We start from the raw sequence: 26,192 nt of genomic DNA, 5'->3' as shown, positions 1-26,192 counted from the left end.
GCAGAATTCCTCTTCATTCAGCCGCGACGGGCAAAGCAGGGACGGCCGCCAGCAGACGGCGCGTATATTCGTGTTGTGGGTTATCGTAGATCACGCCCGCATCGCCCTCTTCGACAATCTGGCCGCGATACATGATCGCCACGCGGTCACACAGATGGCGCACCACCGACAGATCGTGGCTGATGAAGATGAGTGAGAGATCCAGTTCCGAGCGAAGGCGGATCAAGAGATTGATGATCTGCGCCTGGATGGACACATCCAGCGAGGCAACCGGTTCGTCGCACACCACGACATCCGGCTGCATGGCAAGCGCGCGTGCAATGGCGATGCGCTGACGTTGCCCGCCGGAAAACTGGTGCGGAAAACGATTGGCGAGAGATGGATCGAGCCCCACGGTGGCGAGCCAGGATTGTACGTAGGCGACAGATTCAGCTCGCGTCACCAAACCGTGCGCAATTGGTCCTTCTGCGACGATATCACCGATGCGCATGCGCCCGTTCAGCGAGGCAAACGGATCCTGAAAGATGGTCTGGATGCGTGTAGTCACCTTGCGTGGGCTACGACCTGCACTCATAACCGGTTGACCATTGAGGTGAATGAAGCCGGATGTGGGAACAGTAATGCCCGCCGCCATGCGCCCCAGAGTGGATTTGCCAGAGCCGGATTCGCCAACCAGCCCCAGAACCTCGCCGCGCTTGAGAACAAGGCTCACATCACTCACCGCGTCCACCGACGGATGGGGCTGTGCGATGCCCGATTTTATGGCGAGTTTCAGCACGAAGCCTGTTGGCTTTTCAAACCGTTTTACAGCATGGTCAATGACAAGGTAGGGGCTGCCGAGCGGTGGCAGATTGGCCGTCTTTTCCTTGCGGGGTGGCGGGGCGGCATCCTCTATGCCGCTGCCGCGCAACAGCAACTGCCCCGGTTTGGCGCGGGAGGGCAGGGCATCGAGCAGCGATTTCGTATAGTCATGCTGCGGTTTTGTGAGAACGCCCATGGCCGGGCCGATCTCGACGATCTTGCCTGTCTTCATGACAGCAACGCGATCCGCTATGGACGAAACAATCGCAAGGTCATGACTGATCCAGATCAGAGTGGTTCCCAGTTCCGCCACCAGTTCCTTCATCTCAGCCAGAATTTCCGCCTGAATGGACACATCAAGCGCGGTTGTTGGCTCGTCGCAGATGATGAGCTTGGGGCGATGGAGCAGGGCAATCGCAATGGCCACGCGCTGGCGCATGCCGCCGGAGAACTGGTGAGGGAAGAAGTCTACCTTCTTCTCCGGCTCGGTGATGCGCACCTGATGCAGTGCCTTGATTGCCCGCTCACGCGCCTCGGCAGCACTGAGCTTTTCGTGTGCCTCCAGCGCCAGCCGGATCTGTGTGCCGATGGAGAGCACCGGGTTCAGCGTCATCATCGGGTCCTGAAACACCATCGAGATCGTCTTGCCGCGAATTGCGCGCAGTTCGTGCGCTGGCAGACCAACGAGTTCGCGGCCTTCCAGCTTGATGGAAGATCCCTCTACGATCCGGCCCGGTTCATCAATTAAGCCAATGATGGAAAAGCCGGTGATCGACTTGCCGGATCCGGATTCACCCACAAGGCCCAGCACTTCGCCCGGCGCCAGCGAAAAGGAAACGCCATCGACGGCTTTGATTTCGCCACGGGCTGTCGCGAACCAGGTGTTGAGATTGCTGACTTCGAGCAGCGGGGTGGCCATTGCAGCCTGTGTCTGGGCGGTCATCGGCGAAGCCTCGGGTTAAGCTGGTCGCGGATCTGGTCACCAACGAGATTGAGCGACACGATGAACAGAATGAGCGCGATGCCGGGATAGATCGAAATCCAGTAGCGACCGGAGAGCAGATACTGAAAGCCGTTCGCAATCAGCATGCCAAGCGAAGGTTCTGTCGGTGGAAGCCCCACGCCTAGGAAGGAGAGAGTCGCTTCCAGCGATATTGCACTCGCTACCTGTACGGTCGCCACCACGATCAACGGCGGCAGCGAGTTTGGCAGGATGTGCTTCAACACGACGCGCAGCGGCGAAAGCGGAATGGAAAGTGCTGCCTCGACATAATCCTTCTGCCGTTCCGCCGATGCGGCACCGTGTGCGGTGCGTGCAAAATAGGCGTATTGGGCAAAGATCAGCGCCATGATGAGCTGATAGCGCCCCTGACCCAGCAAAGCCGCAATCACGAAGGCCAGCAGGATGGCCGGGAACGATAGCTGAAGATCGACAATTCGCATGACGATGCTTTCGTAGCGTCCGCCGATATAGGCCGCCGAGCAGCCGACGAGCGCTCCGACCACGAAAGCAACGCCACCGGCAATCACGCCCATCTGCAGCGAAATGCGCAGACCGTAGATGATGGCGGACAGAAGGTCTCGCCCTTGCGAATCCGTTCCCAGCCAATGGGTGTATCCTCCGCTGCCCACATAGCCGGGTGCACGACGCGCATCGCGCAGCACCAGATTGGCAAGATCATAGGGGTCTTGCGGCGTCACCAGCGGCGCAATCAGCGCGATGAAGACGATGGCGAACACCACGATTGCCGCGCCTGTTGCGACCTTGTTGCGGGTGAATTCTTGAACGAAGCGTCCAAACAATGTGTCTCTCATATCAGGCGCGTCCCTTTCTCAGGCGGGGATCGAGCAAGGCATAGGTGAGATCGACCACGAGGTTGATGACGATGAAAAGAAGGGCGACGAGCATCAGGTAAGCCACCATCACGGGCCTATCGAGCGAGGTGATGCTGTCAATGATCAGCTTGCCGAGACCCGGCCAGGAAAAGATGGTTTCCGTGACGACCGCAAAGGCAAGCGTGGAAGCCAGTTCCAGCCCGAAGACGGTGACGAGCGGAATGGAAATGAGGCGCAGAACATGGCGGCTCAATACGGTGAACTCTGTCAGCCCGGCAGCGCGGGCGAATTTCACTGTATCACTCAGCATCAATTCGCGGGTTCCTGCCCGTGCCAGGCGGATCATCAGCGAAAACTTGAAGAGCGCCAGATTGAGGGCGGGAAGTACCAGATGCTTCCACCCGTCAGCCGTCAGGAAACTGAATTCAAAACCGCCGATGCTGACGGTTTCTCCACGTCCGCCTGCGGGCATGATGCCGAGTTGTACGGCAAACACCATGATCAGCATCAGGCCGAACCAGAACGTCGGCACCGAAAAACCCAGGATGGAAATCGCCATGATGGCGCGGGAAACCGGGCTATGCGGCTTGTAGCCAGCATACATACCAATCGGTATTCCCACCAGACTGGCGAAGATAACCGCTGTCAGCGTCAATTCCAGCGTTGCGGGCAGGCGCGACAGGATCAACTCGCTGACCGGCATGTTGTAAACCAGCGAGCGTCCGAAATCGCCGTGAAAGACGCGGCCGAGAAAGCTGAAATATTGCTGCCAGAGGGGTTGATCCAGACCGTATTGCGCAATGATGGCGGCGCGAATGTCCTGTGTGGCATCCGGCGAGATGAGCACGTCGATTGGATTGCCCACGGCATAAACGCCTGTGAACACCAGAGCCGACATCGCAAAGATCACGATGACCGCCTGCCACAGTCGCTGCAGGATGAAAGCAAGCATAAGTTCCCGTCCTTCAATGGAGAGACCCGTCTTGATGCGGGTTTATCGTTCAGCTGGTATCCGCCCCGAAAATCAGGTCCAGTCGTCTTCCAGAAGCGCGCGCGTTTCGGCGACGGCAACGTCCCATATCGCCAGCATGTCTTCGTCCGGGCGCTGGTAGAGACCGTGATAGTTGCCATCGCCCAGAATTTCCCGCTTACGGACCGCGTCCACGCGGGCCAGCAGCGCATAATCGGCCTGCGGCTTCGCACCCGTCGGCTGGCGGGGATCGCTGATTCGGGTCCAGGGAAAGTTTTCCATCCACGAGGCATGCGATGCTGCCGGGTCTGTGGCTTGCACCTTTGCCCAGGTTTTGGGCGCGCGCCACCAGTCGTGAAATTTCACGGAACAGTCTGGATGCGCGTTCAGCCATTCGGAGATCACGGTTGTTGCAGGCGTATTTCCACCGTGACCGTTGACGATCAGGATGCGGCGAAAACCCGAACGGTACATGCTGTCAAGCAGATCGCGGATGACGCCGATATAGGTGGAAAGCGTCAACGTCAGCGTGCCGGGATAGGTGGCGAAAGACGATGCCAGACCATAGGGCATGACCGGAAACACCGGCACGCCCAGCGGTTCTGCGGCATCTATCGAAACCTTCTCGGCCAGGATCATGTCCACTGCCAGACTGAGATAGGCGTGCTGCTCCACGCTGCCGATCGGCAGAATGCAACGATCATCCGTGGCGGCACGCTCCTCGACCTGCATCCAGTTCATTTCTGCGATTTTCATGAAAGCTCCCACCTCGCCATGACTCCCGCGCTTCGTGAGCAAAAAGCAGGCATACGGCATAAAAGATAACGGGTCGGCGAAGGCTGACCTTCCCAACCATGATGTTCCATACGGAACTAAAAAAAGAGATTGACAGTCTATTAGGCTATCGTCAAGTTCCATACGGTACAAAATTGAATTGGGGCCAAGCACTCACCATGACCTCGCTTCCGCAACAGTCGATGTTCGAAACCCTGCTTCGTCAGGGAGGGAAATCTTTGGCCGCCGATGTCGATGTCGACCCGCTGGTCGGCGTCAAGCTGTGGGAAAACCCGTGCTGGCTTTCCTTCCGCCTCAATTTTCTGGCGCTGCAGTTCAACGTTCCCATCTATCGATGGACGGAGAAAGAATTCGGCCTGCCACGGCCAGAATTCGTGGTGCTCTACTCGCTCGGCCTAGCCGATGGGCTGACTGCCAGTGCCATCTGCATTTCCTCAGGCTTTCCGAAGAACACGATCAGCCGCGCCATCCAGAAGCTGATCGACAAGGACATCATCCGCCGGGAAGTGGACCCTGCGGATCTGCGCAGCTTCGTTCTTTATATCACGGACGAAGGTAGGCGCATCGTCGATGCGGCCATGCAGATGATGGTGGAACGAGAGCGGTCCATGATGTCCGCCCTCACGCCAGCCGAGATGCTGATGCTCTCGGAACTGCTTGCAAAGGTCGTGGTGAATTCCCCTGTTTCACCCCCAACAATAAACAATGAGGAGAACGAAGAATGAGCCTTTTCAAGGTACTGCGCACAGCCTCGCTGGCAGCCGCGCTTCTGGGCAGCGTGTCTGCCTCCGCTCTTGCGGCGGATCTCACAATAGGCGTCCGCGCCGGTCCGCTGTCCGTCGATCCGCATTTCACGGCTGCCGGCACCCACGCTGAAGCTGTGAAGCATATCTTCGACTCGCTGGTAAAATCCGGAAACAATCTGGAGCTGGAGCCTGGTCTTGCCACTAGCTGGACCGCGATTGACCCCACCACCTGGGAATTCAAGCTGCGTCAGGGCGTGAAGTTCCACGATGGTTCCGATTTCACCGCTGAGGACGTGAAGTTCTCCATCGAGCGTATTCCGGCCGTCACCGGCCCGAACCCGACGACGATCTATGTCCGCCGCGTCCGCGGGATCGAAATTGTTGACCCTTATACAATCCGCATCAAGACCGACGGTCCGGCACCAACACTGCCGAATGATTTCATCCGCCTCTTCGTCGTCTCGCACATTGCAGCGAAGGATTTCTCGGCCAGCGCGGACAAGGCAGCCGAAGGCTTCAATTCGGGCAAGGCTGCCATCGGCACCGGTCCTTACAAGTTTGTCTCCTGGACGCCGAAGGAGCAGCTGGTTGTCGAGAAGTTTGACGGTTACTGGGGTCCGAAGGAGCCGTGGGACAAGGTTATCCGCAAGGAAATTCCAAATGATGCTGCCCGTGTTGCGCAGTTGAAGGCTGGTCAGGTTGATATCATCGCGCGCATTCCTTCTTCTGATGTCCCGACACTGGAGAAAGATACCAAGCTTTCCATCGTTCGGCAGGAGAGTGTCTATCTCTTCAACATCGCTTTCGACTTCCGCGACAAGCCACCGCAGGTCAGCGCCAAGGATGGTTCGCCGCTGCCGAAGAACCCCTTCCAGGATCCCAAGGTCCGCGAAGCCTTTGATCTGGCAATCGATCGTGAAGCACTGACCGAAGTCGCCATGGAAGGCATGGGTGCGGTTCAATCGCAGCTGGTCACGCCGAATATTTTCGGCTGGAACCCGAATGTGAAGCCGACCAAGGCGGACCCGAAGAAGGCAAAGGCGCTGCTGGCGGAAGCAGGTTACCCCAACGGTTTCAAGGTCACCTTCTCCTTCACCAACGATCGTTTGCCAGGTGACAAGGATGTAGGCACGACCATTGCGCAGATGCTGACGGCGGTTGGCATTCAGGTGGAAGCCAATGCCCAACCGGGTGCGGTGTTTTTTCCGGCCAATACGCGCGGCGATTACTCCATGACCATGTCCGGCTGGGGTACGCTGACGGGTGAAGCGAACTACACGCTTTCTTCCCTCACGCACTCCAATGATCCGGCCAAGAAGCTTGGCGCCTTCAACCTGCGTGGTTACGTCAACCCGACCATGGACAAGCTGATCGAAGATGCAGCCGTGGAAATGGATACGGCAAAGCGCGAGAAGTTGTTGATGGATGCCAATGCACTGGTGGCGACAGATCGGCCCTATCTCGCGGTTGCCTCCACCATCTCGGCATGGGGCATGAAGAAGACCATCTCCATCGTGCCGCGCTCGGATGAGGATACTTTGGCGATGAACATTCGTCCGGCGAAGTAACGCCGACCCAAAGATGAGAAGAGCTGGGCGGTTTGCCTGGCTCTTTTTTGTTTGTCCGACAGGAAAGACTGGTTGAGGAGAATTTCAATGAGCAAAATAGCGCTGGCAATCCATGGCGGCTGTGGCGTCATGGCCAAGCTGGACCTGAGCGAGGAAGAATGGGCGGCAGCCCGCGTGGATCTGGGCCGTGCACTGAAGGCCGGTTGGCAGGTCCTCACCGCCGGCGGCTCAGCGCTTGATGCGGTTCAGGCCTCTGTCGTCGTCATGGAAGATTCGCCGCACTTCAATGCGGGCTATGGTGCCGCCCTGAATACCAATGGCCAGCATGAGCTGGATGCCTCGATCATGGATGGCAGGACGCTGGAAGCCGGTGCCGTCACTCTGGTTCAGCGCATTCGCAATCCCATCAAGGCGGCGCGCAAAGTCATGGAACATGGCGATGCCGTGCTGCTGGGCGGTCCCGCGGCAGATGATTTCGCAGCCAAGGCCGGTCTGGACATGGTGGAGCCGGATTATTTCACGACCGAACGTCGGGTAAAGGCGCTTGCCGCCATGAAGGCGCATGCCGCTGCCGGAACGGCGGCAAAGGCCAGTGAAGCGGAAAAACACGGCACTGTCGGTGCAGTCGCATTGGATGGCCGAGGCCATCTTGCCGCAGCCACCTCCACCGGCGGCTACAACAACAAGCCGGAAGGCCGCATTGGCGACACACCGATTATAGGCGCTGGAACCTATGCACGGGATGGTGCCTGCGCCGTTTCCGGCACCGGCAAGGGCGAATATTTCATGCGCTATGCGGTAGGCCATGAAGTCGCAAGCCGGGTAAGCTATCTGGGAGAAAGCCTCGAGAAGGCGGCGTCCAAGGTCATTCAGGAAGATCTGAAGCAGCACAACATCGGTGCCGGTCTCGTTGCCGTCGGTGCCGATGGCTCAATCACGGCACCCTATAATACGGATGGTATGTTCCGCGGCTGGGTGACGCCGGATGGTGAGTTCTACGTCGGAACCCATTCGGATGTGTTCCACATCCAGCCGTAATAGCCACGAAACGAAGGCCGCCGACCAGCGGCCCTCTCGTGTTCTATTTGCCGCCGTCGACGCTGATCACCTGACCGGACACCCAGTTGGCGTAATCGGAGGCGAAAAATATGACCATGTTCGCGATGTCATCGGCTTCGCCCAGACGCTTCAGCGCGATATTCTGGATCAGCCTCTGCTGCCCTTCTTCGCCCATAGCCATCCACTGACGTTCGGTCGCAGGGTTGGAACGGACAAAGCCGGGAGCGACATTGTTGACGGTTATGTTCCACGGACCAAGCTCATGGGCGAGCTGTCTGGTGAGACCAATCTGGCCTGCCTTGGCACTGGCATAGGATTGAATGCCCGTAAGCGAAATGCCGAGCCCCGCGCCGCTGGAAATATTGATGATACGCCCAAAGCGCCTCGCCTTCATGGAAGGGGCTACCGCCTGCGCCATGAAGAACGCACCCGAGAGGTTCACATCCAGAATAGCCTGCCAATCCGCCTCGGAAATCTCCTCGATCGGCCTGCCCACCTGACCCCGCACGCCGCCTGCGTTGTTGACGAGAATATCCACATCACCCATTGATGCAACGGTCGCCTGAACCGCTGCCCGATCACTGACATCAAGCACATGGATCTGCGCGTTGGAGCCGCAAAGCGCGGCGGTTTCCGCCAAAGCTTCGGCATTGATGTCACAGAGATGCACGAAAGCGCCCCGGCTGGAGAAACCTTGCGCGATAGCCCGGCCAAAGCCATGCGCGGCACCCGTGACAATGGCCACTTTGTCTTCGAACGAGATGTTCATGCGCCCGCTCTTTCCAGTTCTTCCAGATTGGAAAGCTGGAGAGGACGATGGCCTTCTTCGATCTCATGGATCATCTCCACCAGTTTCAGCACCAAGGGCGTCGGAACGTGCGAATCTTTGCCGACCTGAGCGATCGGCAGCACCTGCGCGTCCACCTCCGTCTTGCGCTTGCGGATGGCCAGATCCCGCCAGATGCCGGAATGGGATTTCACCGAGCGACGGTTGTGCGCCACCATTTCATCGAATGATCGCTCTGTCTGTTCGGGCTTTGCCAATGGTCCGAAGGCAGCCGGATCGAAACCGTCGAAGGCTTCCGGCTTGATATTGTTGATCGCAGCGACCGTTGCCACTTCCAGAGCCAGCTTGCGCAACACTGGTCGTGCTGTTGGGTTGTCCAGCACATCGGCAATGCTGTCATTGGTCAGTGCGGTGCCGAAGAGAAGCGCACCATAGATCAGCTTGCCCCAGAGAAAGCCCCATATATTGTTGGTGATCAGAGCCTTTGGTTCGAATTGTTTCAGAAGGTCGTAGATGCGCTCCGCCCTTTCGGTAAACCGTCCATGCAATTCGCCGAGCACCACCGCGCCGTGGCCGCTATACTGCACGACGCCCGGCTCCAGATAGTCCGCGCCGAAGTTCACGAAGCAGCCAACGACGCGGTTTTCGCCGGTAATCCGGGCGATCACCTGTTCGTTCAGACCGTTCTGGGCAGAAACGACGTAGCCGTCTGACGCCAGATGCTCCACCAGATCCCGCGCCGCCGCTTCCGTATGATGCGCCTTGACGCAGAGATAAGCACGGTCGAACTGGCCTTCTACCTCTTCCGGAAGGCAGGCTTTGGCTTTGAATGTTCCTTCAAAGATCGGGCCGGTGATCGTCAGCCCTTTGGTATTGATCGCGTCGACATGCTCCTTGACGTTATCGACGAACAGCACGTTCTCTCCGGCACGAAGAAAGGCGGCTCCCAACGTGCCGCCGATGGCACCGGCGCCCCAGATCAGGATTGGTTGTTGGCTCATGCTGTGCTCCTTCATGCATGCGGCATGTTCTCAAAAGGGTAATGCGGGTATGATAATCCGCTCGATGTCAGCCTCATCGGGCGCATGGCGGTATTCGATCCGTGGAAGGTCGGGGTAGCTATCCCCCAACGTCTGGTCGGCTCCGGTTGCATGAATGATGACGTCAGCTTCAGCGAGTTCGGCGCGAAACGCGGGCAAGTCCATTGTCCCGGCGGTGATGTGAGATACATGCGGGGCAAAACGCTCGATCCCGGCTTTCAGGATCGGCAGAAATTCAGGAAAGAGCGAAACCGCTGCGACTTTCGTACGCGAATCCAGAGATGCCAGCGCGCGACGGGTTTCTTCAGACGGGGTGAAGCGGATGGCCACCACATTCGCATCCGGCAGCAGGGTCTTCACCTGCTGCAGCCGGTTGACGATCGTAACGATCAGGTCTGCCGAACGCGCTTCCGGAACGCCTTGCGTGTCTTGCTCCAGCGAGGAAATCGTTGTGAATTCGACGCGTGCATGATTGGCAAGCTTGCGGCTTAGAAAATCCGCATAGCTGCGCGTGGCATCCGGAAAGAGTCCCACCACAAGAACACGAGGTCTGGCTGATACAAGGTTGGATTGGCGAAGGCGCGTGTTAATGGCCGCAATCAATTCCGAAGGCTGGAGGCCGAGATTTCTGCTCTGCTCAATTAGATTGTCTATTTGTCTATACAGGTAGACATGTTTCGTCGGGTCCGAGGCCCCGTCGATCTGTCTGTTGGCAACAAATGTGCCCGCACCCGGCTTGGTCTGCAGTAATCCTTTTTCCTTCAGGTCCGAATAGACCTGAGCCACCGTCATCGGCGCAACGCCCACCATATCCGCAAGCTCGCGGACCGATGGAAGTATCTCGCCCGGCGCAAGCTCGCCGCAGCTGATGCCGTATTCGATCAGCCCGTGGAGCTGATTGCGCAGCGGAAGCGGCAGGTTTCGATCAACGGCAAACTTCATGATCGCGACTGTTATAGTTGAATAATACGATAATTCCGTATTTGCGGAAATTCGTCAATGATGTGAAGTCAATTTAGATTGACACCATGTGAATTCGTTGGAATCGTATTAGCTAATTATTACGATTTGTCCCGTGTTCTTCACTGCGGGTCAGAAGCTCAATCAGGAGCACAAAATGAGCTATGCCGCATTCGAAGCAGAGATTGCCCGCGTCAACGACGTTCTCTGTTCGGTCAATCTGCTGACCTGGGATTCGCGCACCATGATGCCTCCGGGCGGGCTGGAAGCGCGAGCCAAGCAGATTGCAACACTCGTTGGCATTGCCAGAGACATGGCGACCAGCGATGCGCTTCAGCGTTCAATCGAGAATGCGCAAGTGGAATTGAAGGGGGTTGCGCCAAGAGATACCCGCCGCCTGGCCGTTGAACAGGCGAAAGGCGCCATTGCCGTGCTTTCCAGAATTCCGGCGGATCTGATCAGTGCTGCGGCGGAGCTTAAGACGGTTGCTCAAGGGGCTTGGACGAGTGCCCGTGCTGCTAATGATTTTGCGGCTTTCGCGCCCTATCTTGAGCACACCATGGAGATGCAGCGGCAGATCGCGGAGGCCATCGGTTACGGTGAGCATCCGTATGATGCGGCGATATCGGCTTACGAACCGGGCATGACCTGGTTGCGGCTGAAAACCGTTTATGACGATCTGAGCAAGGGCTTGCTGCCACTTCTGGAGCGGGCCAAGCAGGTGAAGACGCGTATCGACATTCTGGAACGCAGCTACCCCGTCGAGACCCAGCGAGACTTTTCCAGCAAGATGGCGGCTCGCTTCGGCTATGATTTCAACCGCGGCCGTCTGGATGATGCCGTGCATCCATTCGAGATTTCCTTCACCAGTTCAGACGTGCGTATTACCGGCCGTTTCCGGGAGAACTGGCTGCCAGCGGGTCTGTTCGCCGTCTGGCACGAGGCAGGACACGGCATGTACGAGCAGGGCGTTGCACCGGCCTTTTCACGCTCCGTCTTTGCAACGGACTTCATCAATCTCTATGCGGTCGGCGGTGCGAGCTTTGGTGTCCATGAATCCCAATCGCGCCTGTGGGAAAACCGCGTTGGCCGCTCGCGTCGGTTCTGGGAGCTTCACTTCAAGGATCTGCAAGCCTGCTTCCCGGAGCAGCTGGCAGATGTGGATTCGGATGCCTTCTGGCGTGCGGTCAATGCCACGCGCCCTGGCTTTATCCGTGTCGAAGCGGATGAACTGACCTATGACTTTCACATCATGCTTCGCTCAAAGATCGAGGCTGGATTGATGGCCGGAGAAATTCGTGTGTCGGATCTACCCGCAATCTGGCGGGAAGAAGTGAAGGCTTATCTGGGTCTCGACGTGCCGAATGATACGCTGGGCGTGCTACAGGATGTCCACTGGTCGTCGGGGCTGGTCGGTTCTTTCCCCACCTACACGCTGGGCAATATCATGTCGTCGCAGTTCTTCGCTGCTGCCAATCATGAAAAAGCTGTCTCCGATGGCCTGGAGACAGGCGATTATGAGCCATTAAAAAACTGGTTGAACCGCAATGTCCATCAGTTTGGACGATCGAAGTCACCCAGCCAGTTGCTTATGGATTCCACGGGCTCCGATTTGTCCGTCACGGCCTATCTCGATGATCTCACTCGCAAGGTCCAAGCGCTGGAAAGCTGAAGCTGTTCGTCAAACTGCTTTCAGATGCTCTGCGACGGCAAGTTCTGCCAGTTGCAAAGCTGCTTCCCGCGTTGCTGCTGCGGCAATGAACCGGCCGTTATGACAGAAGGTAGCGCCTGCCACGCCGCTTGCATCGGCCAGTGCCTGACCGGTCAGGCCTGCCCAGGCTTTTGGCAGATCCGCGCGCAATTCGAAACTGTCACTAACCCGGCGAATGCCGGTCAGACACCAATCCTGATCGCGCGGGTGCACGACGAAGAGCAGATGTTCCGCGCCAGCCTTTACGATGGCGGGACGGAAAGGCATGCCCATTGGCAGCTCTAGAACCTTCCTGTCTCCGGCGGCGGCAATCGCCTTCATCACCATGGATTCGGCGCGCAGCTTGGCGGCGTCCTGCTTCAGGTTGGCTTCAACGAAACTGCGAGCAATGACGAGCGCGACATGAAACGCCCGGTCGTCTGCTTCCGGTGACTTGTCATCGAAAACCGGCTTCAATGTTTCCAGAAGAACCGGCAGCGTGAGATCGGCTAGCGGCCCGGCTGCAGATGGGTTCAGTGCCCCATTGTCCATAAGGTCGATCGGCAAAACGAAGTCCTGATCGAAACTTTGATGAAGGGTGGCGACATTCTTTTCGGGAACCTGCAAGGCTCTCAGATAATCCTGACCATAATGCCGCCAGACCAGACCAAAAGAGCTGAAAGGCTGACCATCATCGCGCAAAGGCGCGCCGCGCTGGTGATGATCGAATATGCGGGCATCCGGATCATAAGCGCCGCCGACGTCATAGATGATGCGGTTACTCGACGGCGTGATCCAGTCCGGCGCGCGGCTACGAACAATGCGAGCCTGCGGATACAGGCGCGTGAGGACGACACTCGACAGAAGCTCATCCGCGTGGAAACCGCCGGAATGCGTTACGAGGAATTCTGGAGCCATGCCGAGACGCCTGATTGAGTTGAGGTCATCAAGGTCGTTATCGGCTGACGCTTCAGAGTTCAAGAGGTTTACTGCCGAAGGGCGCGCCGTCAATCTTGATAAATATCAAGGTTGACGGCGCGGGCCCCGGCGCGATGCATCAGGGCATGTAGGTCTGTACGGCGCCGGTTTGCTTGCTCCAGCCTGCATACCAGGTGTTGAAGAGGGTGAACTGCGCTTCGACATAGCCGCGCTGGCTTTCCGTCAGCTCGTCCGTTTCGTTGAAGTGCAGCGTGTATTCGCTCTCACCCTTCAGCACCATCATGTACTTGAAAAAGAGAACCAGATCCGGGCCTTCGTCGAAGGAGGAGAGAACGCCGAGCGCATTTTCCAGTTCGAGTGCGCGGGCGCGAGCATCAAAGTCGCCTGCAGCTGCGGCCTGGGAAAGCTTGCAAAGATGCAGCACTTCCTTCGGCAGAACATTACCGATGCCCGTGATGGCACCGCTTGCGCCGCAATTGACATAGCCGTGGAACACGGCGGTATCAACGCCAATCATCAACGTCACCTCATCGGCGCGGCTGGTGATGTTCTCCGCCGCATAGCGCAAATCGTCGGTGCCGCCGAATTCCTTGAAGCCGACGAGGTTCGGGTGTTCGGCGCGCAGTGCGAAAAACAGATCGGCGCGGGTGGCAAAGCCATAATAGGGGCTATTGTAGATGACGGCCGGAAGATCGGGTGCAGCAGACAGGATCGCCTTGAAATGCGCCTTCTGCGCAGAGATGACTGAGCCGCGGGACAGGACGCGAGGGATGACCATCAAGCCCTTCGCGCCAACCTTCTGCGCATGAGCCGCATGGGCCACTGCCGTTGCCGTGTTGACCGCACCGGTGCCGACGATGACCGGAACGCCAGCCTTGGCCAGACGTTCCACGCCTTCCATGCGCTGAGCATCTGTCAGAAGCGGCCAGTCGCCCATGGAGCCACAGTAGATGACGGCAGACATTCCCGCCGCAATCAGTTCCTGACCCTTGCGCACCAGCGCATCGAAATCCGGTGTGCGGTCCGCTTTGCAAGGGGTCATCAACGCAGGCATGACGCCTGAAAACACGGAAGTGGCCATGCGAATATTCCCTCTGTTCGCGCGCGCAAGCACGCGGTTATCCTAGCCGCATCTATAGTGTTTTGTATTTTATTTGTCGACAATAATTCCTTGTGTCAAATTATCATTTGCAGCCGCTCGCCATGCACAAGCAGCTTCTGAACCTGAGCGACAATCTGCTCGGCATGATCGCGGGCCAACTCCTCCGCAAGTTCGAGATTACGATTCTCGATGGCAGAGATCATATCCTCGTGCTCTTGTACGAAGCGATGCGGAAGGCGGTCTTCATAAGACTGATAGTAAAGCCGCAGGATGCGTCTCCCCTCATCAAGGAGCCTTTTGAAAAAGCTGACAAAATGGGCGTTGCGTCCCGCCTCCGCTATGGCAAGGTGAAATTCGGCATTGGTGGCGATCATCGCCAGCGCGTCCTGGGCTTTGACGGCATCCGCAAACTGTCTCTGCTTCTCCTTGATGAGTGCCAGATCCGGGGCCCTGTGGTGTTGCGCCGCCAGTTTGGTCGTGACGCGATACATGAGCACCAACGCATCGAAATAGGTGTGCATATTCAGGAAATCGATCGGCGCGACAAGCGTCGACCGATTGGGCAGGGTATGGATCAAGCCTTCTGCTGCTAGTCGTACCAATGCCTCGCGAATCGGCGTTCGCGACATGTTGAAGCGTTCCGCCAGTTGAACTTCGTCAATCGCGCTTCCCGGTTGCAGCACCAGGTCGAGAATTTCATCGCGCAGTACATCATAGGCCAGCTTGACGCCTGAGCCTCTTCTGCGATCGCTACCTGTTGCCGCTTCCAGTTCCATCCGCCCTTACACCCCGTCCGTGATTTGGGGCGAAGCTAGGCATTCACGCGGGCGGTGTGAAGCGTTTTGTCTCTGTTCAGCGCAGCGAATGCCGCCTAGAACACAAAAATGAACACGAAACTCGTTGTAACGGATAAACCCGAGCCGGATGAGCTTGGCGTAATTGGTGAAAACCTCGCAGCCTTCAATGACGCCGATGTCGGGCCGTCGGAGCGCAAAGCGCTGACAGTTCTTGTCCGGGACGATGCGGGTGCTCTCAAGGCGGGCATCAACGGTTATACCGGTTGGGGCTGGCTTTTCACCCAGTGGCTGTGGGTGGATGAAGCCCTTCGCGGGCAGGGCATGGCAGGCCGCATGCTGCAAGCGGCAGAGGAAGAGGCAAGAGCCAGAGGCTGCCATTCCGCCTGGATCGATACATTCAATCCCGTTGCCGAAAAGGCCTATACCCGTCAGGGATATGAAGTATTCGGCGAACTTCCGGATTTCCCCATCGGGCGCACCCGGAAGTTTCTGAAGAAAAAGCTTTGATTATCCTGCCAGTCTGCCGCCTTTCAGCGGCTCCGGCGCACCTGTCGTGGTGGGGAAGCTGATCGGCAGATCGCGAAGCACGCGCACGGCGAGGAAGGCGAAGCATTCGGCCTCCACCGCATCACCGCGCCAGCCCAGCGTTTCCGCCGGTTGAACCTCGATCTTGGCGCGTTCGCCCAACATTCTCATCAGCGTTGGATTATGGCGACCGCCACCGCTGACGAAGAGCTTTTGCGGCCTTTCCGGCAATAGATCCAGTGCCTTGCCGACCGCAGATGCCGTGAACGCCGTCAGCGTCGCCGCGCCATCCTCCAGAGAGAGCCCTTCTGCCATGGAGGCGCCAAAGTCGAAACGATCCAGCGATTTCGGGAAGTTTGCCGTGAGATAAGGATGTTGCAGAAGCTGATGCAGGCGCTCCTCGTTCACTGTGCCAGAGGCTGCAATAAGACCGTCGCGGTCCATGTCGCCGCGACCATGCTGCTTGATCCAGTCATTGATCGGCGCATTGGCCGGACCCGTATCGAAGGCGACGACATGGCCCTTGCCGTCACTCCAGGTGGTATTGGCGACACCACCAAGATTGAGAATGGCCGCAGATCCATCCTGTGAAACGCCTTTCAATAAAGCGGAATGATAAGCGGCGGCAAGCGGTGCGCCCTGACCTCCGGCACGCACATCCGCGCTGCGGAAGTCGTAAGCCACCTTGCAGCCCAGGAGCTTGGCCATCAACTCGCCATCGCCAAGTTGCCGTGTTGCGCCAATGCGGCCCGGCTGCGGCGCGCGGTGCAGAACCGTCTGACCGTGAAAGCCGACAATGCCGATATCGGTCATGGAAAGGCCGGTGCTTTCCACCAGTTCACGCACGGCTGCAGATTGTGCCCGTGTCAAAGCCTCTTCTGCACCGGTAAAGATCTCAGGTTCCGGCCCTTCGAAATTCCACTTGCGGGCTTGAGCAAGCGTTTCTTCCAGAAGGTCGCGGACGGCCCGATCATAGGGTGCCAGCGTATAAGCGCCGAATGCCTCGATCCGCTCGCCATCGGTTTTCAGGAGGGCAACGTCGATGTTCCCATCGAGAACGGTTCCGGTCATCAAACCCACGGCCCAGATCGGCTGCATTTCTCTCTCCTCAATAACCATTGATGGCATCGCTTAACCCAGCCCTTAGCGTAAAAATGCCGCTGTCGAAATGGCGGGTGGGGTGAACGCGATTGGTCAACAGCGTCCAGGCGCGACCGCGCTCGAAATCGATCCAGAGACCGGTGCCGGTAAAACCCGTATGGCCGATGACGCTTTCGTTGCACAGCGAACCGCCGGACCATCCGGCATGGGCGCGCTCCCAGCCGTGCGTGCGCTTCTCTGACAGGGGCTGGCGCATCCATTGCACCACAGGGTCGCCGTTCAGATCGCCTTGCAGGAGTGAAGCCGCATAGGTGAGAACCGCATCCACTGTGCCGAAAAGCCCTGCATGGCCGGAGCCTTGCAGCGCAAAACAGTTTTCGTCATGCACCTCGCCGCAGATCATGCGGTTGCGCCAGTTGCAGAACTCTGTTGCGGCTGTGACGGCGGGATCACCGGAAAAGGCGAAGCCAGAACCGGCGTCCATGTCACGAATGCGCTTGCCCTCCAGACGCTCCAGCGCGATGCCGAGAAGGATATAGTTGATGTCCGAATAGGCGGGTTCGCAGTGTCGCCATTCGCGCTGCAGCACGAAAGCACGCAGGCGATCCGGGTCGCCGTCATAGGTGTAGATCGGTTCGACCGCCGGAAAAGGCGTCTGATGGCCGAGACATTGGCGAAAGGTGACTGAACGTTCCCAACAGTTCGGCGCATATTGACGAAAATCGGGGATGACGGTGGTAATCGGTGCATCCAGATCGATTGTCCCCGCCGCCGCAAGTTCCAGAATGCGGCGCGTGGTGAAGATCACCTTGGTGAGCGATGCCAGATCGAACCATGTCTCGAGCGTCATGGGACGTTCATCGCCAATCTTCTGTGCAAGGCCAATGGCACGCGTCAACCGGTTGCCTTGACGATCGATCATGCCCAGTACGCCGCCCGGAATACGTCCCTCATCAATGCTCGTCTTCAGAAGGGAGAAGGCGGATTCGAATGGCGAGGTGAGATCAGCTGTCTGTGGCATGGTCGAATCCGGGTTTCAGGCATTGGCGGCTGGCTGGATGCGCACGAGATGATCCTGCGCGAGGGTGGACCACTCTGCGGGCGGAGGCTCATATCCGGCGGGGCGCAACAGGGTTGGAACGGCATCCGTGTTCAGCTCAAAACGTTCGCGCCTTCTTTCAATAGTCGGCACGGCGGCAATCAGCTTTCTGGTATAAGCATGTTGCGGATTGGAAAGCACCGAACGCGCCTCACCAATTTCGACGATCTGCCCGCCATAGAGCACGGCGATCCTGTGAGCGATGCGTTCCACCACAGCCATATCATGCGAGACGAAGAGATAGGCGAGGTTGCGCTCCTTTTGCAGGTCGATCAGCAGATCGAGCACGCGGGCCTGCACCGAGACATCCAGCGCGGAAACCGCTTCATCCAGCACAAGAATCGATGGATCGAGCATAAGCGCGCGGGCAATGCACAGGCGTTGGCGCTGGCCGCCGGAAAACTCATGCGGATAGCGGGTAAGGCTATCGCTCGGCAGGCCTACACGCTCCAGTAGCGAAGTCATGCGCGCCTGAATGTCCCTGGTCAGGCGCTGTCCTGCCGCGAGAACGGGCTCTGACAAAAGGCTTTGAACATCGAGGCGGGGGTTCAGCGAGGCATAAGGGTTTTGAAACACCATCTGCATAGGCTTTTGCGATTGTGTTGCCTGCTGCGCATCAGCGCGGAAGGTTCCGCGGGTTGGGTTTACCAGACCGAGCAGTGCCCGCGCGGTGGTGGATTTGCCCGAACCGCTCTCGCCGACAATCGCCAGTGTCTCGCCGGGTAGAATATCGAAATCGACGGATTCGACAGCATGGATGGCGCCGATGGAGCGGCGCAGAAGGCCGGCAGTGGCGGGAAAGCGAACGGTGAGACCTTCGACGGACAGGCAGGCTTTTGCCGCAGATGGCGCAAGGCGTGGTGCATCTTCACGCACATGGTTGCCATTGGTGAAGTGCGGAACCGCCTTCAAGAGATGTTGCGTATAGGGGTGCTGCGCATGATCGAGAATATGGTCCGCCGCCCCCTGTTCCACCACCTGCCCCGCCTGCATGACCATGACGCGGTCTGCAATGCCTGCGACAAGTCCCAGATCATGCGTGATGAAGATGAGGCCGGTGCCGGTTTCTCGCTGAAGCTCGGACAAGAGCGCCATGATCTGCGCCTGCACGCTGACATCCAGCGCCGTTGTCGGCTCATCGGCAATCAGCAGGCGAGGGGAGGCGGCAAGCGCCATGGCGATCATCACCCGCTGGAGCATGCCGCCGGAAAGCTGATGCGGATAGTAGCTGAGACGGCGGGCGGCATCGGCTATGCGAACACGGTCGAGCGCCTGCAGCGTCTCGGTCCGGGCCTCTGAACCGCTCTTGCCTTGCAAGCGAAAGACTTCCTCGATCTGCCTGCCGATGGTGACGACAGGGTTGAGCGAGGTCATCGGCTCCTGAAAGATCATGCCAATTTCGGAACCGCGAATACGCTCCAGTTGGTTCTCTTGCAGGGTGGCAAGATCCAGCGCCCGGCCATTCGAAGCGGCAAAATCGATGCGACCGTCCAGAATACGGCCGCCGCCGTAATCGATCAGCCGGTTGATGGAAAGCGCCGTGACCGACTTGCCGGACCCGCTCTCGCCGACGATGGCCAGCGTTTCACCGGCATCGAGCGTAAAACTGACATCCCGGATGATGGGCTTGATGTTGTCGCCTCTGCCGAAGCCGACGCTGAGGTTTTGAACCGAGAGAAGCTGTGTCATGCCGCGGCCCTGCGCATACGGGGGTCCAGAAGATCGCGCAGCGCATCGCCGAGCAGGTTGAAGCCCAGAATGCCGAGCATAACGGTGAGGCCGGGGAATATCAGCAGCCAGGGTGCCATTTCCATGAGGTTGATGCTGTCGGCCAGCATGAGGCCAAGCGATGAATTCGGCGGCTGCGTGCCAAGGCCAAGGAAGCTGAGGCCCGATTCCGTCAGCAGCGACCAGGCAAGCGCCAGCGTCACCTGCACCGTCAAGGGTGCAACAAGGTTCAGCATCAGATGCCGCGTCAGGATATACGAGGTCGAGCTGCCGAAGGTGCGTGCTGCATCAACAAAATCCCGCGCCCGGATGGAGAGGGCAGGGCCGCGCACAACGCGGGTGAAGATCGGCGTGTAGACGAAGGCAATCGCAAGAATGCTGGTAAAAGTGCCCGGACCGACGACGGTAATAAACAGCAGCGCCAGCAGAATGGCTGGAAACGCCAGCAGAACATCCATCAGCCTCATTACCACGCCATCCCACAGACGACCAAACCAGGCAGCGGTCAGGCCGAGGAGGGTGCCAACAAGGGCTGCGATGCCGACCGAAGAGAAAGCAACCAGAAAGGATTGGCCGATGCCGATCATCAACCGGCTCATGACATCACGGCCGAACATGTCGGTTCCCATCCAGTGAGCAGCGCTTGGCCCCTGGAGCCGGTCAATACGGAACTGTTTCAGCGGATCGTAAGGGGTGATACCGACCCATGCTGCAAGGGCGATGGCGAGATAGAGGCAGACGATGAACGCGCCGATCCGCCCGCTAGAATGGCCGAGCAGTCTTTTCAGGAAGCTTCTCATGACCGGCCTCCGAGACGGATGCGTGGATCGAGCGTGACATAGGCGAGATCGACGAGAAGATTGACGATCATGAAGTTCAGCGCGACGAACAGCACAGCACCCTGCACCAGCGCATAATCTCGCTGAAGAATGGCCTCCAGCGTCATGCGGCCAAGGCCGGGAAGCGCGAAAATCTGCTCCACCAGCACGGCACCGCCCAGCAGATAGCCGAACTCGACGCCGCTCAGCGTGACGACGGGGATCAGCGCATTGGGCAGGGCGTGCCGCCAGATCACCTTGCGCTTCGGCACACCCTTGCTGCGCGCCGTTCTCACATAGTCGTCGCTCAGCACATCCAGCATGGCCGAGCGGGAAATGCGGGTGACAGAGGCGGTGAAGGACAGGCCAAGTGTGAGTGCGGGCAGGATCAACTGGCTGAGATTGCCAAGCGGATCCTGAGCAAACGGAATGTATTCGCCCATGGACGGCAGGATACCGAAGCCCGCCGAAAGCACGTAGATGATGCCAAGACCGATAACGAAACTGGGCGTTGATTGGCCGATCATCGCAAAAATGCGCACGCCGAGATCGGAGCCGCGCCCGTTGCGCGTAGCGGCAAATACGCCGAGCGGCACTCCGCAGCAAAGCGCAATTACCATGGACAGGAAAGCGAGCTCCAGCGTCAGCGGGAAGCGTTGCAGGATCACATCCAGCACCGGTTTTCCATAGGTGACCGACAGGCCGAGATCACCGGAGACGACCCCGGACAGCCACTTGCCATATTGAACGAGCCATCCTTGATCAAGGCCAAAATAGGCGGCAAGCGCCTGACGCTGATCAGGCGTCAGCAGGCCAGCTTCCGTGCCAAGCATGGCCGTGATGGAATCGCCGGGCACGAGGCGGATGGCCACGAAAACCAGAATGGAGACGCCCAGCATCACAAGAGGGAATGTGACGAGACGTCGAAGCAGGTAGTTCATCGTGTCATCCGCCTCGAACGCTTTATTTTAGGGAGACCTTGGAAAGCCCGAAGAGCGAGCCATCCGGAGTTGCGACGAAGTTCTGTACGTTCTGCTGCTGTGCCGTGTAGGAATAACCAGTGTAGAGCCAGATCCACGGCGATTTTTCAGCAAGATGCTTGTCGAAGGCGGCAAAGATTTCCTTGCGCTTGGCGACATCGGTCTCGACACGACCCTTCTGCATCAGATCATCAAGCGTATCGTCGGCATAGTTTGAAACCTTTTGCAGGTTGCCAGCCTTGGTCCAGTAGCGGTTGTACATGGTGTATGGATCGGCACGACCGCCGTTCAGCGCCACAGCCATGTCGAAATCACCCTTCAGCCAGGTATCGACATAGACGTTTAATTCCATCAGCTTGATATCGAGCTTGATGCCGATTTCCTTCAGCTGAGACTGGATGACCTGTGCTTCGGAGGCAGCTGTTGGTGGCTCGCCGGTGGCGGCAATCACGGTTGCCGAGAAACCGTCCTTGAAACCGGCATCGGCCATCAGCTTCTTCGCCTTCTCCAGATCCTTCTTGTAGCAGAACAGGGAATTCGGATCCGAGCGATAAAGCGGCATGGTCAAGGGACCGGTGATCTGGCCTTCTCCCAGTAGCGCCGTATCGAGAACATCCTGACGATCAATGGCGCAGGAGATGGCCTGACGAACGGCAAGCTCCGTCATCGGCTTGCGCGAAGGGTTCAATTGCAGAACGTGGTAGGATAGAACTGGCTTCCGGTTAAGCGTCAGACCAGCAACCTTGGGAACCAGCGTTGCGACCAGTGGATCGTTCAGCAGGGCGAAATCCACCTGCTTGGCGCGAAGGGCGGCCAGAATGGCGTTTTCATCCGGCAGAACGCTGATGTCGATGCCATCGACACCCACCTTGCCGCCAGCCCATTCGGCATGGGCCTTCAGCACTTCCTTCTGGTTCGGTTCCCACTTTTCCAGTTTGAAGGGGCCGGTGCCGATAGCTGCCGTGCCAATCTTGCCGCCGGTGATTTCAGACGCCGGAACGATGGCTGCATTGATGCTGCCCATGGCCGTCAGCAATGGCACATCCGGCTGCGAGAGGTTGAATACGACAGTTTTGTCATCAGGCGTGTCGATGCTGGCGATGGACACATAGTTCGCGCGCGCGGCAGCACCGGTGGCCTGATCGAGAATGCGGGTGAAGGAGGCTTTCACATCGGCGGATGTCACAGCTGCGCCGTTATGAAACTTTGCCGCAGGGTCCAGCTTGAAGGTCAGCGTCTTGGCATCGGGGGAAAAGGTCCATTCCTTCGCCAGCGCCGGAACGATCTTCAGGTCGCCGTCGAGACGGACCAAGGGCTCATAAATCAGTTCCAGCAGACGTATGGAGGAGAAGGCGGTCTGCTTGTGCGGGTCGAGGCCCGTGGCATCCTGTGCCCAGGCCATTTTCAGCGTCGCGGCAAGGCTTGGGGTTGCGGTGGCACCCATGAGTCCACCGACGACGGCAGCACAGGCCAACCATTTACTGGCGATTTTCAGTGTCATGCTCATTCTCCCTCTGGTGAGCTGGTCCCGAAGCTTCTGAAGGCCGGGCACTCAGCAAAAAATTCGTTCAGGCCTGCGCCTCTGCAATTGCCTTGCGCAGAAAACCGTCGTGGCGGGCAAGCGCGACATCTGCATCCTGCGCTTCCATGCCGGTGAGGATCATCAGGATAGCGCGTTTGACGTTATTGCCGCTCTTCTTCAGGTGGCTCTCTGCGATATCCGCAGAACACCCCGTTGCCTCTGCAATGATGCGGATGGCCCGCGCCTCGAGCTTCTGGTTGCTGATGGTAAGGTCGACCATCAGGTTTTCATAGGTCTTGCCAATGCGGATCATGCTGGCCGTTGTCAGCATGTTCAAGACCAGCTTTTGCGCGGTGCCGGATTTCAGACGCGTCGAGCCGGTCACCACTTCCGGCCCGACGACCGGCGCAATGGCGATGTCGGCCATCTCGACCAGTGTGGAATGCGGATTGCAGGTCAGCGATATGGTTTTGGCACCGATGGATTGCGCGTAAGTCAGCGCACCGACGACATAGGGCGTTCTGCCGCTGACCGCGATGCCGACGACGACATCCTTCGCAGACAGATTGATCTCTTGTAGATTGCGCTTGCCTTCCTCCACATTGTCTTCCGCACCCTCCACGGCATGCAGAATGGCCTTGGGGCCACCGGCAATCAGACCAACCACCATGCCTTCCGGCACGGAGAATGTCGGCGGGCATTCGGATGCATCGAGAACGCCGAGCCGCGCACTCGTTCCCGCACCAATGTAAATCAGGCGGCCGCCTTCGCGAAACGCCCGGACGATCTCGTCCACGGCCTTTGCAATTTCAGGGACAACACGGGCGACGGCTGCCGGAACCAGTTCATCCTCCCGGTTCATGATCGCCAGAATGTCTTGCGTCGGAAGCAGATCGATCGACATGGAGTTGGGATTGCGAGCTTCGGAAACCAGCTGCTCAAGTTCGGCCATCAGGTGCTGGTGCGACATGGATCCTCGCTCTTGATTTCTTAAGAGACTACGATTGAATATTCCAATTGTCAATTAAATTAGGAATATAATATTCCTTTCGTCAGGCGGAAAGATTTGGAACCCTTCTGTGCGTTCAGCGCTCGTATCTGCGCGCAAGAATGATGGAACCCGCCACTGCGTCGCCGTCGGCTGGCTTGAGGCGGCGGCGCACATCTGGTGAGAGCCAAGGCTCCAGCGGACCGGAAAGACCACCGAGAAGGGTAACCAGCGGCGCACCATAATCCAGCAGGCGCCGCACCAACGCATCGATCTGTTCGGCACCCGACTGGACGATCTGTCGTCCGGCTGCATCGCCCTGATCCGCATGGCGCAGAACCAGCGGCGCGAAGGTCGCGTAGTCCGTCGCCGTTGCCTTATCCATCCACCCGACGATTTTCGCAGGCGTGTGGTCGAAGCGGTTGAGCACCTCGTTGAGAAGCGCCGTCTTTTCCCGGCGTCCATCGAATGCCCGCAGAGAGAGTTGGATGGCTTTCAAGCCAAGATCTGCGCCACTGCCCTCGTCAGAAATGGGAAAACCATAGCCGCCTGCGCGCAGCTCCTGCCCGCCGACTATGGCAAGACCGATGGAGCCGGTTCCCGCAATGACAATGCCGCCATCATGACCCGAATGGGCACCGAGACAAGCCGCTGCTCCATCCGAGGTGAAGCATATTCCGCCGAAGGGATGGGGCAGGGCTTCCAGCTCCTCGCGTGATCCGGCACGGGTCAGGCCCGCGATACCAATTCCGGCCGTCACGTTGTTCGCGCTTTCCGGGTTGAGGCCCGCTTCTTCTGCAGCACCCGTCCAGGCGCGCATGACGGAGGCCCAGGCATTGCCCACGCCGAGGCGGGTCGTCGCCGGCCCGGAAAGACCCTGGCCCAGAATATTCCCCGCCTCATCGACAAGCCGGGCGCGGCAGCCGGTGCCGCCGCCATCCACGCCTAGGAACAGTTTCGTCTGGCTGCTGGCCTTGCTCATCGGGAAATCCGCCGGATGTTTGCGCCGCATTGCGAAAGTTTGCGGTCCAGCTGCTCGTAGCCGCGATCAAGGTGGTAGACGCGCTTGATGATGGTTTCCCCCTCGGCTGCAAGGGCTGCCAGCACAAGGCAGACAGAGGCTCGCAAATCCGTCGCCATCACCGGTGCACCTTTGAGAAATCGTTTGCCGCGCACCAACGCTACAGCACCATTCAGGGCAATATCGGCTCCCAGACGACTGAGTTCCGGCACATGCATGAAGCGGTTTTCGAAAATCGTTTCGCGGATGACGCTCGCCCCATCCGCAAGGCAGGCCATGGCCATGACCTGCGCCTGAAGGTCTGTCGGAAAGCCCGGATAGGGTTCCGTCGTGACATCCGCGTGCCTGATCCGGTCGCTGCCGCTGACCACCACGCCACGATCACCGGGCCACACGGTTGCCCCCATGTTTTCCAGAACTTGCAGCACGGAGGCCATATGCTCCATGCGCGCATTGACAAGTTCTATGCGTCCGCCGGTAATCATGGCGGCACAGGCATAGGTTCCGGCTTCCACGCGGTCGGGAATGGCGTGATGGCTTGCGGCCTGCCAGTGCGTCTCTCCCTTCACCAACAAGCGATGCGTGCCTGCTCCTTCGATCTGCGCACCCATGGCAATAAGGCAGGAAGCGAGATCCACCACTTCCGGCTCCCGAGCGGCGTTCAGGATTTCCGTCTCGCCTTGGGCGCAGCAGGCCGCCATCAGTGCAGTTTCCGTGGCACCGACCGATGGCCCAGACAAAACGATGCGTGCACCTTTCAGGCCGCCATTCGTTGAGGCGACGATGTAGCCGCCCTCGACGGACACCGTGGCACCAAGCGCCGTCAGAACCTTCAGATGCATATCGACCGGGCGCGCGCCAATCGCGCAGCCGCCGGGCAAGGAAACGCGCGCGGAACCGAAGCGGGCAAGCAGAGGGGCGAGCACCAGGATGGAGGCGCGCATCTTGCGCACCGTTTCATAATCGACCTCTCCAGGCGCTACATTGGCTGCGTTTATTGTCGTGCCCAAGACATCATGTTCAACCGATGCCCCATAGAGCGAGATGATCCGCAGCATGTTCTCCACGTCCGAAACCTTCGGCAGGTTTGTCAGCTCCAGCGGATGGGGAGAGAGGAGCGCGGCGGCGATTTGCGGAAGAGCCGCGTTCTTGGCTCCGGAAATCGGCACGGCACCATCCAGCCTGTTGCCGCCAATAATGTGCAGTTCATCCATGGGAGGCCTTCCGGGTCAGCACTGCGCTTTGCAGGATTCGGGGGATGACCAATCATAGGATAGGCGCTATAATATTCCAGATAATTTTTAAATTTCGAATAGCTTA

Annotated in this window: 24 protein-coding genes; 5 read left to right on the top strand and 19 right to left on the bottom strand. The window is 58.5% G+C overall.

The features are described from left to right. Positions 1–13: 13 nt before the first annotated feature. The 4 genes from E8M78_RS05450 to E8M78_RS05435 all read right to left on the bottom strand — a co-directional run bounded on the left by E8M78_RS05450 (position 14) and on the right by E8M78_RS05435 (position 4,363). Positions 14–1,744 carry an ABC transporter ATP-binding protein gene (locus tag E8M78_RS05450; protein WP_246658235.1) on the bottom strand — a complete coding sequence of 577 codons (1,731 nt, stop codon included), beginning with the start codon at positions 1,742–1,744 and terminating at the stop codon, positions 14–16. Further along, positions 1,741–2,616: an ABC transporter permease gene (locus tag E8M78_RS05445; protein WP_137134104.1), complete on the bottom strand. Its 876-nt coding sequence runs from the start codon at positions 2,614–2,616 to the stop codon at positions 1,741–1,743. The genes E8M78_RS05450 and E8M78_RS05445 overlap by 4 nt, the downstream gene beginning before the upstream one ends. Before the next feature lies 1 nt (position 2,617). Further along, positions 2,618–3,589, bottom strand: coding sequence for an ABC transporter permease (locus E8M78_RS05440; protein ID WP_137134103.1), 972 nt, complete (start codon positions 3,587–3,589; stop codon positions 2,618–2,620). 72 nt (positions 3,590–3,661) lie between these two features. Continuing rightward, positions 3,662–4,363 (bottom strand): creatininase family protein, encoded by a 702-nt coding sequence (locus E8M78_RS05435; protein ID WP_137134102.1) that lies wholly within the window; start codon positions 4,361–4,363, stop codon positions 3,662–3,664. A gap of 197 nt (positions 4,364–4,560) precedes the next feature. Between E8M78_RS05435 and E8M78_RS05430 the strand changes: the two genes are divergently transcribed. From E8M78_RS05430 to E8M78_RS05420, 3 genes are all read left to right on the top strand, one after another. Next, positions 4,561–5,127: a MarR family winged helix-turn-helix transcriptional regulator gene (locus E8M78_RS05430; protein WP_246658234.1), complete on the top strand. Its 567-nt coding sequence runs from the start codon at positions 4,561–4,563 to the stop codon at positions 5,125–5,127. Next, a complete protein-coding gene (locus E8M78_RS05425; protein WP_137134101.1) occupies positions 5,124–6,716 on the top strand; it encodes an ABC transporter substrate-binding protein in 1,593 nt (530 codons plus the stop codon). The genes E8M78_RS05430 and E8M78_RS05425 overlap by 4 nt, the downstream gene beginning before the upstream one ends. An 87-nt stretch (positions 6,717–6,803) precedes the next feature. Beyond that, positions 6,804–7,754 carry an isoaspartyl peptidase/L-asparaginase gene (locus tag E8M78_RS05420; protein ID WP_137134100.1) on the top strand — a complete coding sequence of 317 codons (951 nt, stop codon included), beginning with the start codon at positions 6,804–6,806 and terminating at the stop codon, positions 7,752–7,754. Between the two features lie 43 nt (positions 7,755–7,797). Here the strand turns inward: E8M78_RS05420 and E8M78_RS05415 are convergent, their stop codons facing one another. Genes E8M78_RS05415 through E8M78_RS05405 form a run of 3 tightly spaced genes read right to left on the bottom strand, consistent with a single transcriptional unit; the run spans position 7,798 to position 10,544 of the window. Beyond that, the gene (locus tag E8M78_RS05415; protein ID WP_137134099.1) at positions 7,798–8,544 is read right to left on the bottom strand and encodes a glucose 1-dehydrogenase; all 747 of its coding nucleotides are present in this window, start codon (positions 8,542–8,544) and stop codon (positions 7,798–7,800) included. Next, the gene (locus tag E8M78_RS05410) at positions 8,541–9,563 is read right to left on the bottom strand and encodes a 2-dehydropantoate 2-reductase (protein WP_137134098.1); all 1,023 of its coding nucleotides are present in this window, start codon (positions 9,561–9,563) and stop codon (positions 8,541–8,543) included. Before E8M78_RS05410 ends, E8M78_RS05415 begins: the two co-directional genes overlap by 4 nt. Before the next feature lie 30 nt (positions 9,564–9,593). Continuing rightward, complete coding sequence (locus E8M78_RS05405) at positions 9,594–10,544, bottom strand: GntR family transcriptional regulator (protein ID WP_137134097.1); 951 nt, start codon at positions 10,542–10,544, stop codon at positions 9,594–9,596. Between the two features lie 175 nt (positions 10,545–10,719). On the opposite strand from E8M78_RS05405, the gene E8M78_RS05400 reads away from it, so the two are divergent. Further along, complete coding sequence (locus E8M78_RS05400) at positions 10,720–12,234, top strand: carboxypeptidase M32 (RefSeq protein WP_137134096.1); 1,515 nt, start codon at positions 10,720–10,722, stop codon at positions 12,232–12,234. A 9-nt stretch (positions 12,235–12,243) separates the two neighbouring features. On the opposite strand, the gene E8M78_RS05395 is transcribed toward E8M78_RS05400, so the two are convergent. The 3 genes from E8M78_RS05395 to E8M78_RS05385 all read right to left on the bottom strand — a co-directional run bounded on the left by E8M78_RS05395 (position 12,244) and on the right by E8M78_RS05385 (position 15,069). Then, positions 12,244–13,170: an MYG1 family protein gene (locus E8M78_RS05395; protein ID WP_137134095.1), complete on the bottom strand. Its 927-nt coding sequence runs from the start codon at positions 13,168–13,170 to the stop codon at positions 12,244–12,246. Between the two features lie 139 nt (positions 13,171–13,309). After that, entirely contained in the window at positions 13,310–14,272 is a 963-nt protein-coding gene (locus tag E8M78_RS05390; protein WP_137134094.1) for a dihydrodipicolinate synthase family protein, read from the bottom strand. Between the two features lie 95 nt (positions 14,273–14,367). Continuing rightward, the gene (locus E8M78_RS05385; RefSeq protein ID WP_137134093.1) at positions 14,368–15,069 is read right to left on the bottom strand and encodes a GntR family transcriptional regulator; all 702 of its coding nucleotides are present in this window, start codon (positions 15,067–15,069) and stop codon (positions 14,368–14,370) included. 108 nt (positions 15,070–15,177) lie between these two features. On the opposite strand from E8M78_RS05385, the gene E8M78_RS05380 reads away from it, so the two are divergent. After that, positions 15,178–15,597: a GNAT family N-acetyltransferase gene (locus E8M78_RS05380; protein ID WP_137134092.1), complete on the top strand. Its 420-nt coding sequence runs from the start codon at positions 15,178–15,180 to the stop codon at positions 15,595–15,597. On the opposite strand, the gene E8M78_RS05375 is transcribed toward E8M78_RS05380, so the two are convergent. The 9 genes from E8M78_RS05375 to murA form a co-directional block, all read right to left on the bottom strand. Then, on the bottom strand, positions 15,598–16,713 hold the full coding sequence (locus E8M78_RS05375; RefSeq protein WP_137134091.1) for an anhydro-N-acetylmuramic acid kinase: 1,116 nt from the start codon (positions 16,711–16,713) through the stop codon (positions 15,598–15,600). Positions 16,714–16,723: 10 nt separating this feature from the next. After that, positions 16,724–17,737, bottom strand: coding sequence for a serine hydrolase domain-containing protein (locus E8M78_RS05370; RefSeq protein WP_137134090.1), 1,014 nt, complete (start codon positions 17,735–17,737; stop codon positions 16,724–16,726). A gap of 15 nt (positions 17,738–17,752) precedes the next feature. Beyond that, positions 17,753–19,504, bottom strand: coding sequence for an ABC transporter ATP-binding protein (locus tag E8M78_RS05365; RefSeq protein ID WP_137134089.1), 1,752 nt, complete (start codon positions 19,502–19,504; stop codon positions 17,753–17,755). After that, positions 19,501–20,343, bottom strand: a complete 843-nt coding sequence (locus E8M78_RS05360) for an ABC transporter permease (RefSeq protein ID WP_137134088.1) — start codon at positions 20,341–20,343, stop codon at positions 19,501–19,503. Before E8M78_RS05360 ends, E8M78_RS05365 begins: the two co-directional genes overlap by 4 nt. Then, the gene (locus E8M78_RS05355; protein WP_137134087.1) at positions 20,340–21,302 is read right to left on the bottom strand and encodes an ABC transporter permease; all 963 of its coding nucleotides are present in this window, start codon (positions 21,300–21,302) and stop codon (positions 20,340–20,342) included. The genes E8M78_RS05360 and E8M78_RS05355 overlap by 4 nt, the downstream gene beginning before the upstream one ends. 22 nt (positions 21,303–21,324) lie before the next feature. Further along, positions 21,325–22,785 carry an ABC transporter substrate-binding protein gene (locus E8M78_RS05350; RefSeq protein WP_246658236.1) on the bottom strand — a complete coding sequence of 487 codons (1,461 nt, stop codon included), beginning with the start codon at positions 22,783–22,785 and terminating at the stop codon, positions 21,325–21,327. A gap of 124 nt (positions 22,786–22,909) precedes the next feature. Further along, positions 22,910–23,833, bottom strand: a complete 924-nt coding sequence (gene murQ, locus E8M78_RS05345) for an N-acetylmuramic acid 6-phosphate etherase (protein ID WP_137134085.1) — start codon at positions 23,831–23,833, stop codon at positions 22,910–22,912. A 115-nt stretch (positions 23,834–23,948) separates the two neighbouring features. Further along, complete coding sequence (locus E8M78_RS05340; RefSeq protein WP_137134084.1) at positions 23,949–24,833, bottom strand: N-acetylglucosamine kinase; 885 nt, start codon at positions 24,831–24,833, stop codon at positions 23,949–23,951. Next, a complete protein-coding gene (gene murA / locus E8M78_RS05335; protein ID WP_137134083.1) occupies positions 24,830–26,086 on the bottom strand; it encodes a UDP-N-acetylglucosamine 1-carboxyvinyltransferase in 1,257 nt (418 codons plus the stop codon). The genes E8M78_RS05340 and murA overlap by 4 nt, the downstream gene beginning before the upstream one ends. Between the last annotated feature and the right edge of the window lie 106 nt (positions 26,087–26,192).

It is taken from the genome of Rhizobium sp. FKY42 (assembly GCF_005222835.1).
Taxonomy (GTDB): domain Bacteria; phylum Pseudomonadota; class Alphaproteobacteria; order Rhizobiales; family Rhizobiaceae; genus Neorhizobium.
Note: the sequence above shows the minus strand (reverse complement) of the source record. Positions and strands in the feature narration are given on the sequence as shown.

What these genes read in the sequence shown, in the direction of transcription:
- E8M78_RS05450 (WP_246658235.1), bottom strand. Translation starts at nt 1,744, where the DNA reads ATGACCGCCCAGACACAGGCTGCAATGGCCACCCCGCTGCTCGAAGTC.
- E8M78_RS05445 (WP_137134104.1), bottom strand. Translation starts at nt 2,616, where the DNA reads ATGAGAGACACATTGTTTGGACGCTTCGTTCAAGAATTCACCCGCAAC.
- E8M78_RS05440 (WP_137134103.1), bottom strand. Translation starts at nt 3,589, where the DNA reads ATGCTTGCTTTCATCCTGCAGCGACTGTGGCAGGCGGTCATCGTGATC.
- E8M78_RS05435 (WP_137134102.1), bottom strand. Translation starts at nt 4,363, where the DNA reads ATGAAAATCGCAGAAATGAACTGGATGCAGGTCGAGGAGCGTGCCGCC.
- E8M78_RS05430 (WP_246658234.1), top strand. Translation starts at nt 4,561, where the DNA reads ATGACCTCGCTTCCGCAACAGTCGATGTTCGAAACCCTGCTTCGTCAG.
- E8M78_RS05425 (WP_137134101.1), top strand. Translation starts at nt 5,124, where the DNA reads ATGAGCCTTTTCAAGGTACTGCGCACAGCCTCGCTGGCAGCCGCGCTT.
- E8M78_RS05420 (WP_137134100.1), top strand. Translation starts at nt 6,804, where the DNA reads ATGAGCAAAATAGCGCTGGCAATCCATGGCGGCTGTGGCGTCATGGCC.
- E8M78_RS05415 (WP_137134099.1), bottom strand. Translation starts at nt 8,544, where the DNA reads ATGAACATCTCGTTCGAAGACAAAGTGGCCATTGTCACGGGTGCCGCG.
- E8M78_RS05410 (WP_137134098.1), bottom strand. Translation starts at nt 9,563, where the DNA reads ATGAGCCAACAACCAATCCTGATCTGGGGCGCCGGTGCCATCGGCGGC.
- E8M78_RS05405 (WP_137134097.1), bottom strand. Translation starts at nt 10,544, where the DNA reads ATGAAGTTTGCCGTTGATCGAAACCTGCCGCTTCCGCTGCGCAATCAG.
- E8M78_RS05400 (WP_137134096.1), top strand. Translation starts at nt 10,720, where the DNA reads ATGAGCTATGCCGCATTCGAAGCAGAGATTGCCCGCGTCAACGACGTT.
- E8M78_RS05395 (WP_137134095.1), bottom strand. Translation starts at nt 13,170, where the DNA reads ATGGCTCCAGAATTCCTCGTAACGCATTCCGGCGGTTTCCACGCGGAT.
- E8M78_RS05390 (WP_137134094.1), bottom strand. Translation starts at nt 14,272, where the DNA reads ATGGCCACTTCCGTGTTTTCAGGCGTCATGCCTGCGTTGATGACCCCT.
- E8M78_RS05385 (WP_137134093.1), bottom strand. Translation starts at nt 15,069, where the DNA reads ATGGAACTGGAAGCGGCAACAGGTAGCGATCGCAGAAGAGGCTCAGGC.
- E8M78_RS05380 (WP_137134092.1), top strand. Translation starts at nt 15,178, where the DNA reads ATGAACACGAAACTCGTTGTAACGGATAAACCCGAGCCGGATGAGCTT.
- E8M78_RS05375 (WP_137134091.1), bottom strand. Translation starts at nt 16,713, where the DNA reads ATGCAGCCGATCTGGGCCGTGGGTTTGATGACCGGAACCGTTCTCGAT.
- E8M78_RS05370 (WP_137134090.1), bottom strand. Translation starts at nt 17,737, where the DNA reads ATGCCACAGACAGCTGATCTCACCTCGCCATTCGAATCCGCCTTCTCC.
- E8M78_RS05365 (WP_137134089.1), bottom strand. Translation starts at nt 19,504, where the DNA reads ATGACACAGCTTCTCTCGGTTCAAAACCTCAGCGTCGGCTTCGGCAGA.
- E8M78_RS05360 (WP_137134088.1), bottom strand. Translation starts at nt 20,343, where the DNA reads ATGAGAAGCTTCCTGAAAAGACTGCTCGGCCATTCTAGCGGGCGGATC.
- E8M78_RS05355 (WP_137134087.1), bottom strand. Translation starts at nt 21,302, where the DNA reads ATGAACTACCTGCTTCGACGTCTCGTCACATTCCCTCTTGTGATGCTG.
- E8M78_RS05350 (WP_246658236.1), bottom strand. Translation starts at nt 22,785, where the DNA reads ATGGGTGCCACCGCAACCCCAAGCCTTGCCGCGACGCTGAAAATGGCC.
- murQ (WP_137134085.1), bottom strand. Translation starts at nt 23,833, where the DNA reads ATGTCGCACCAGCACCTGATGGCCGAACTTGAGCAGCTGGTTTCCGAA.
- E8M78_RS05340 (WP_137134084.1), bottom strand. Translation starts at nt 24,833, where the DNA reads ATGAGCAAGGCCAGCAGCCAGACGAAACTGTTCCTAGGCGTGGATGGC.
- murA (WP_137134083.1), bottom strand. Translation starts at nt 26,086, where the DNA reads ATGGATGAACTGCACATTATTGGCGGCAACAGGCTGGATGGTGCCGTG.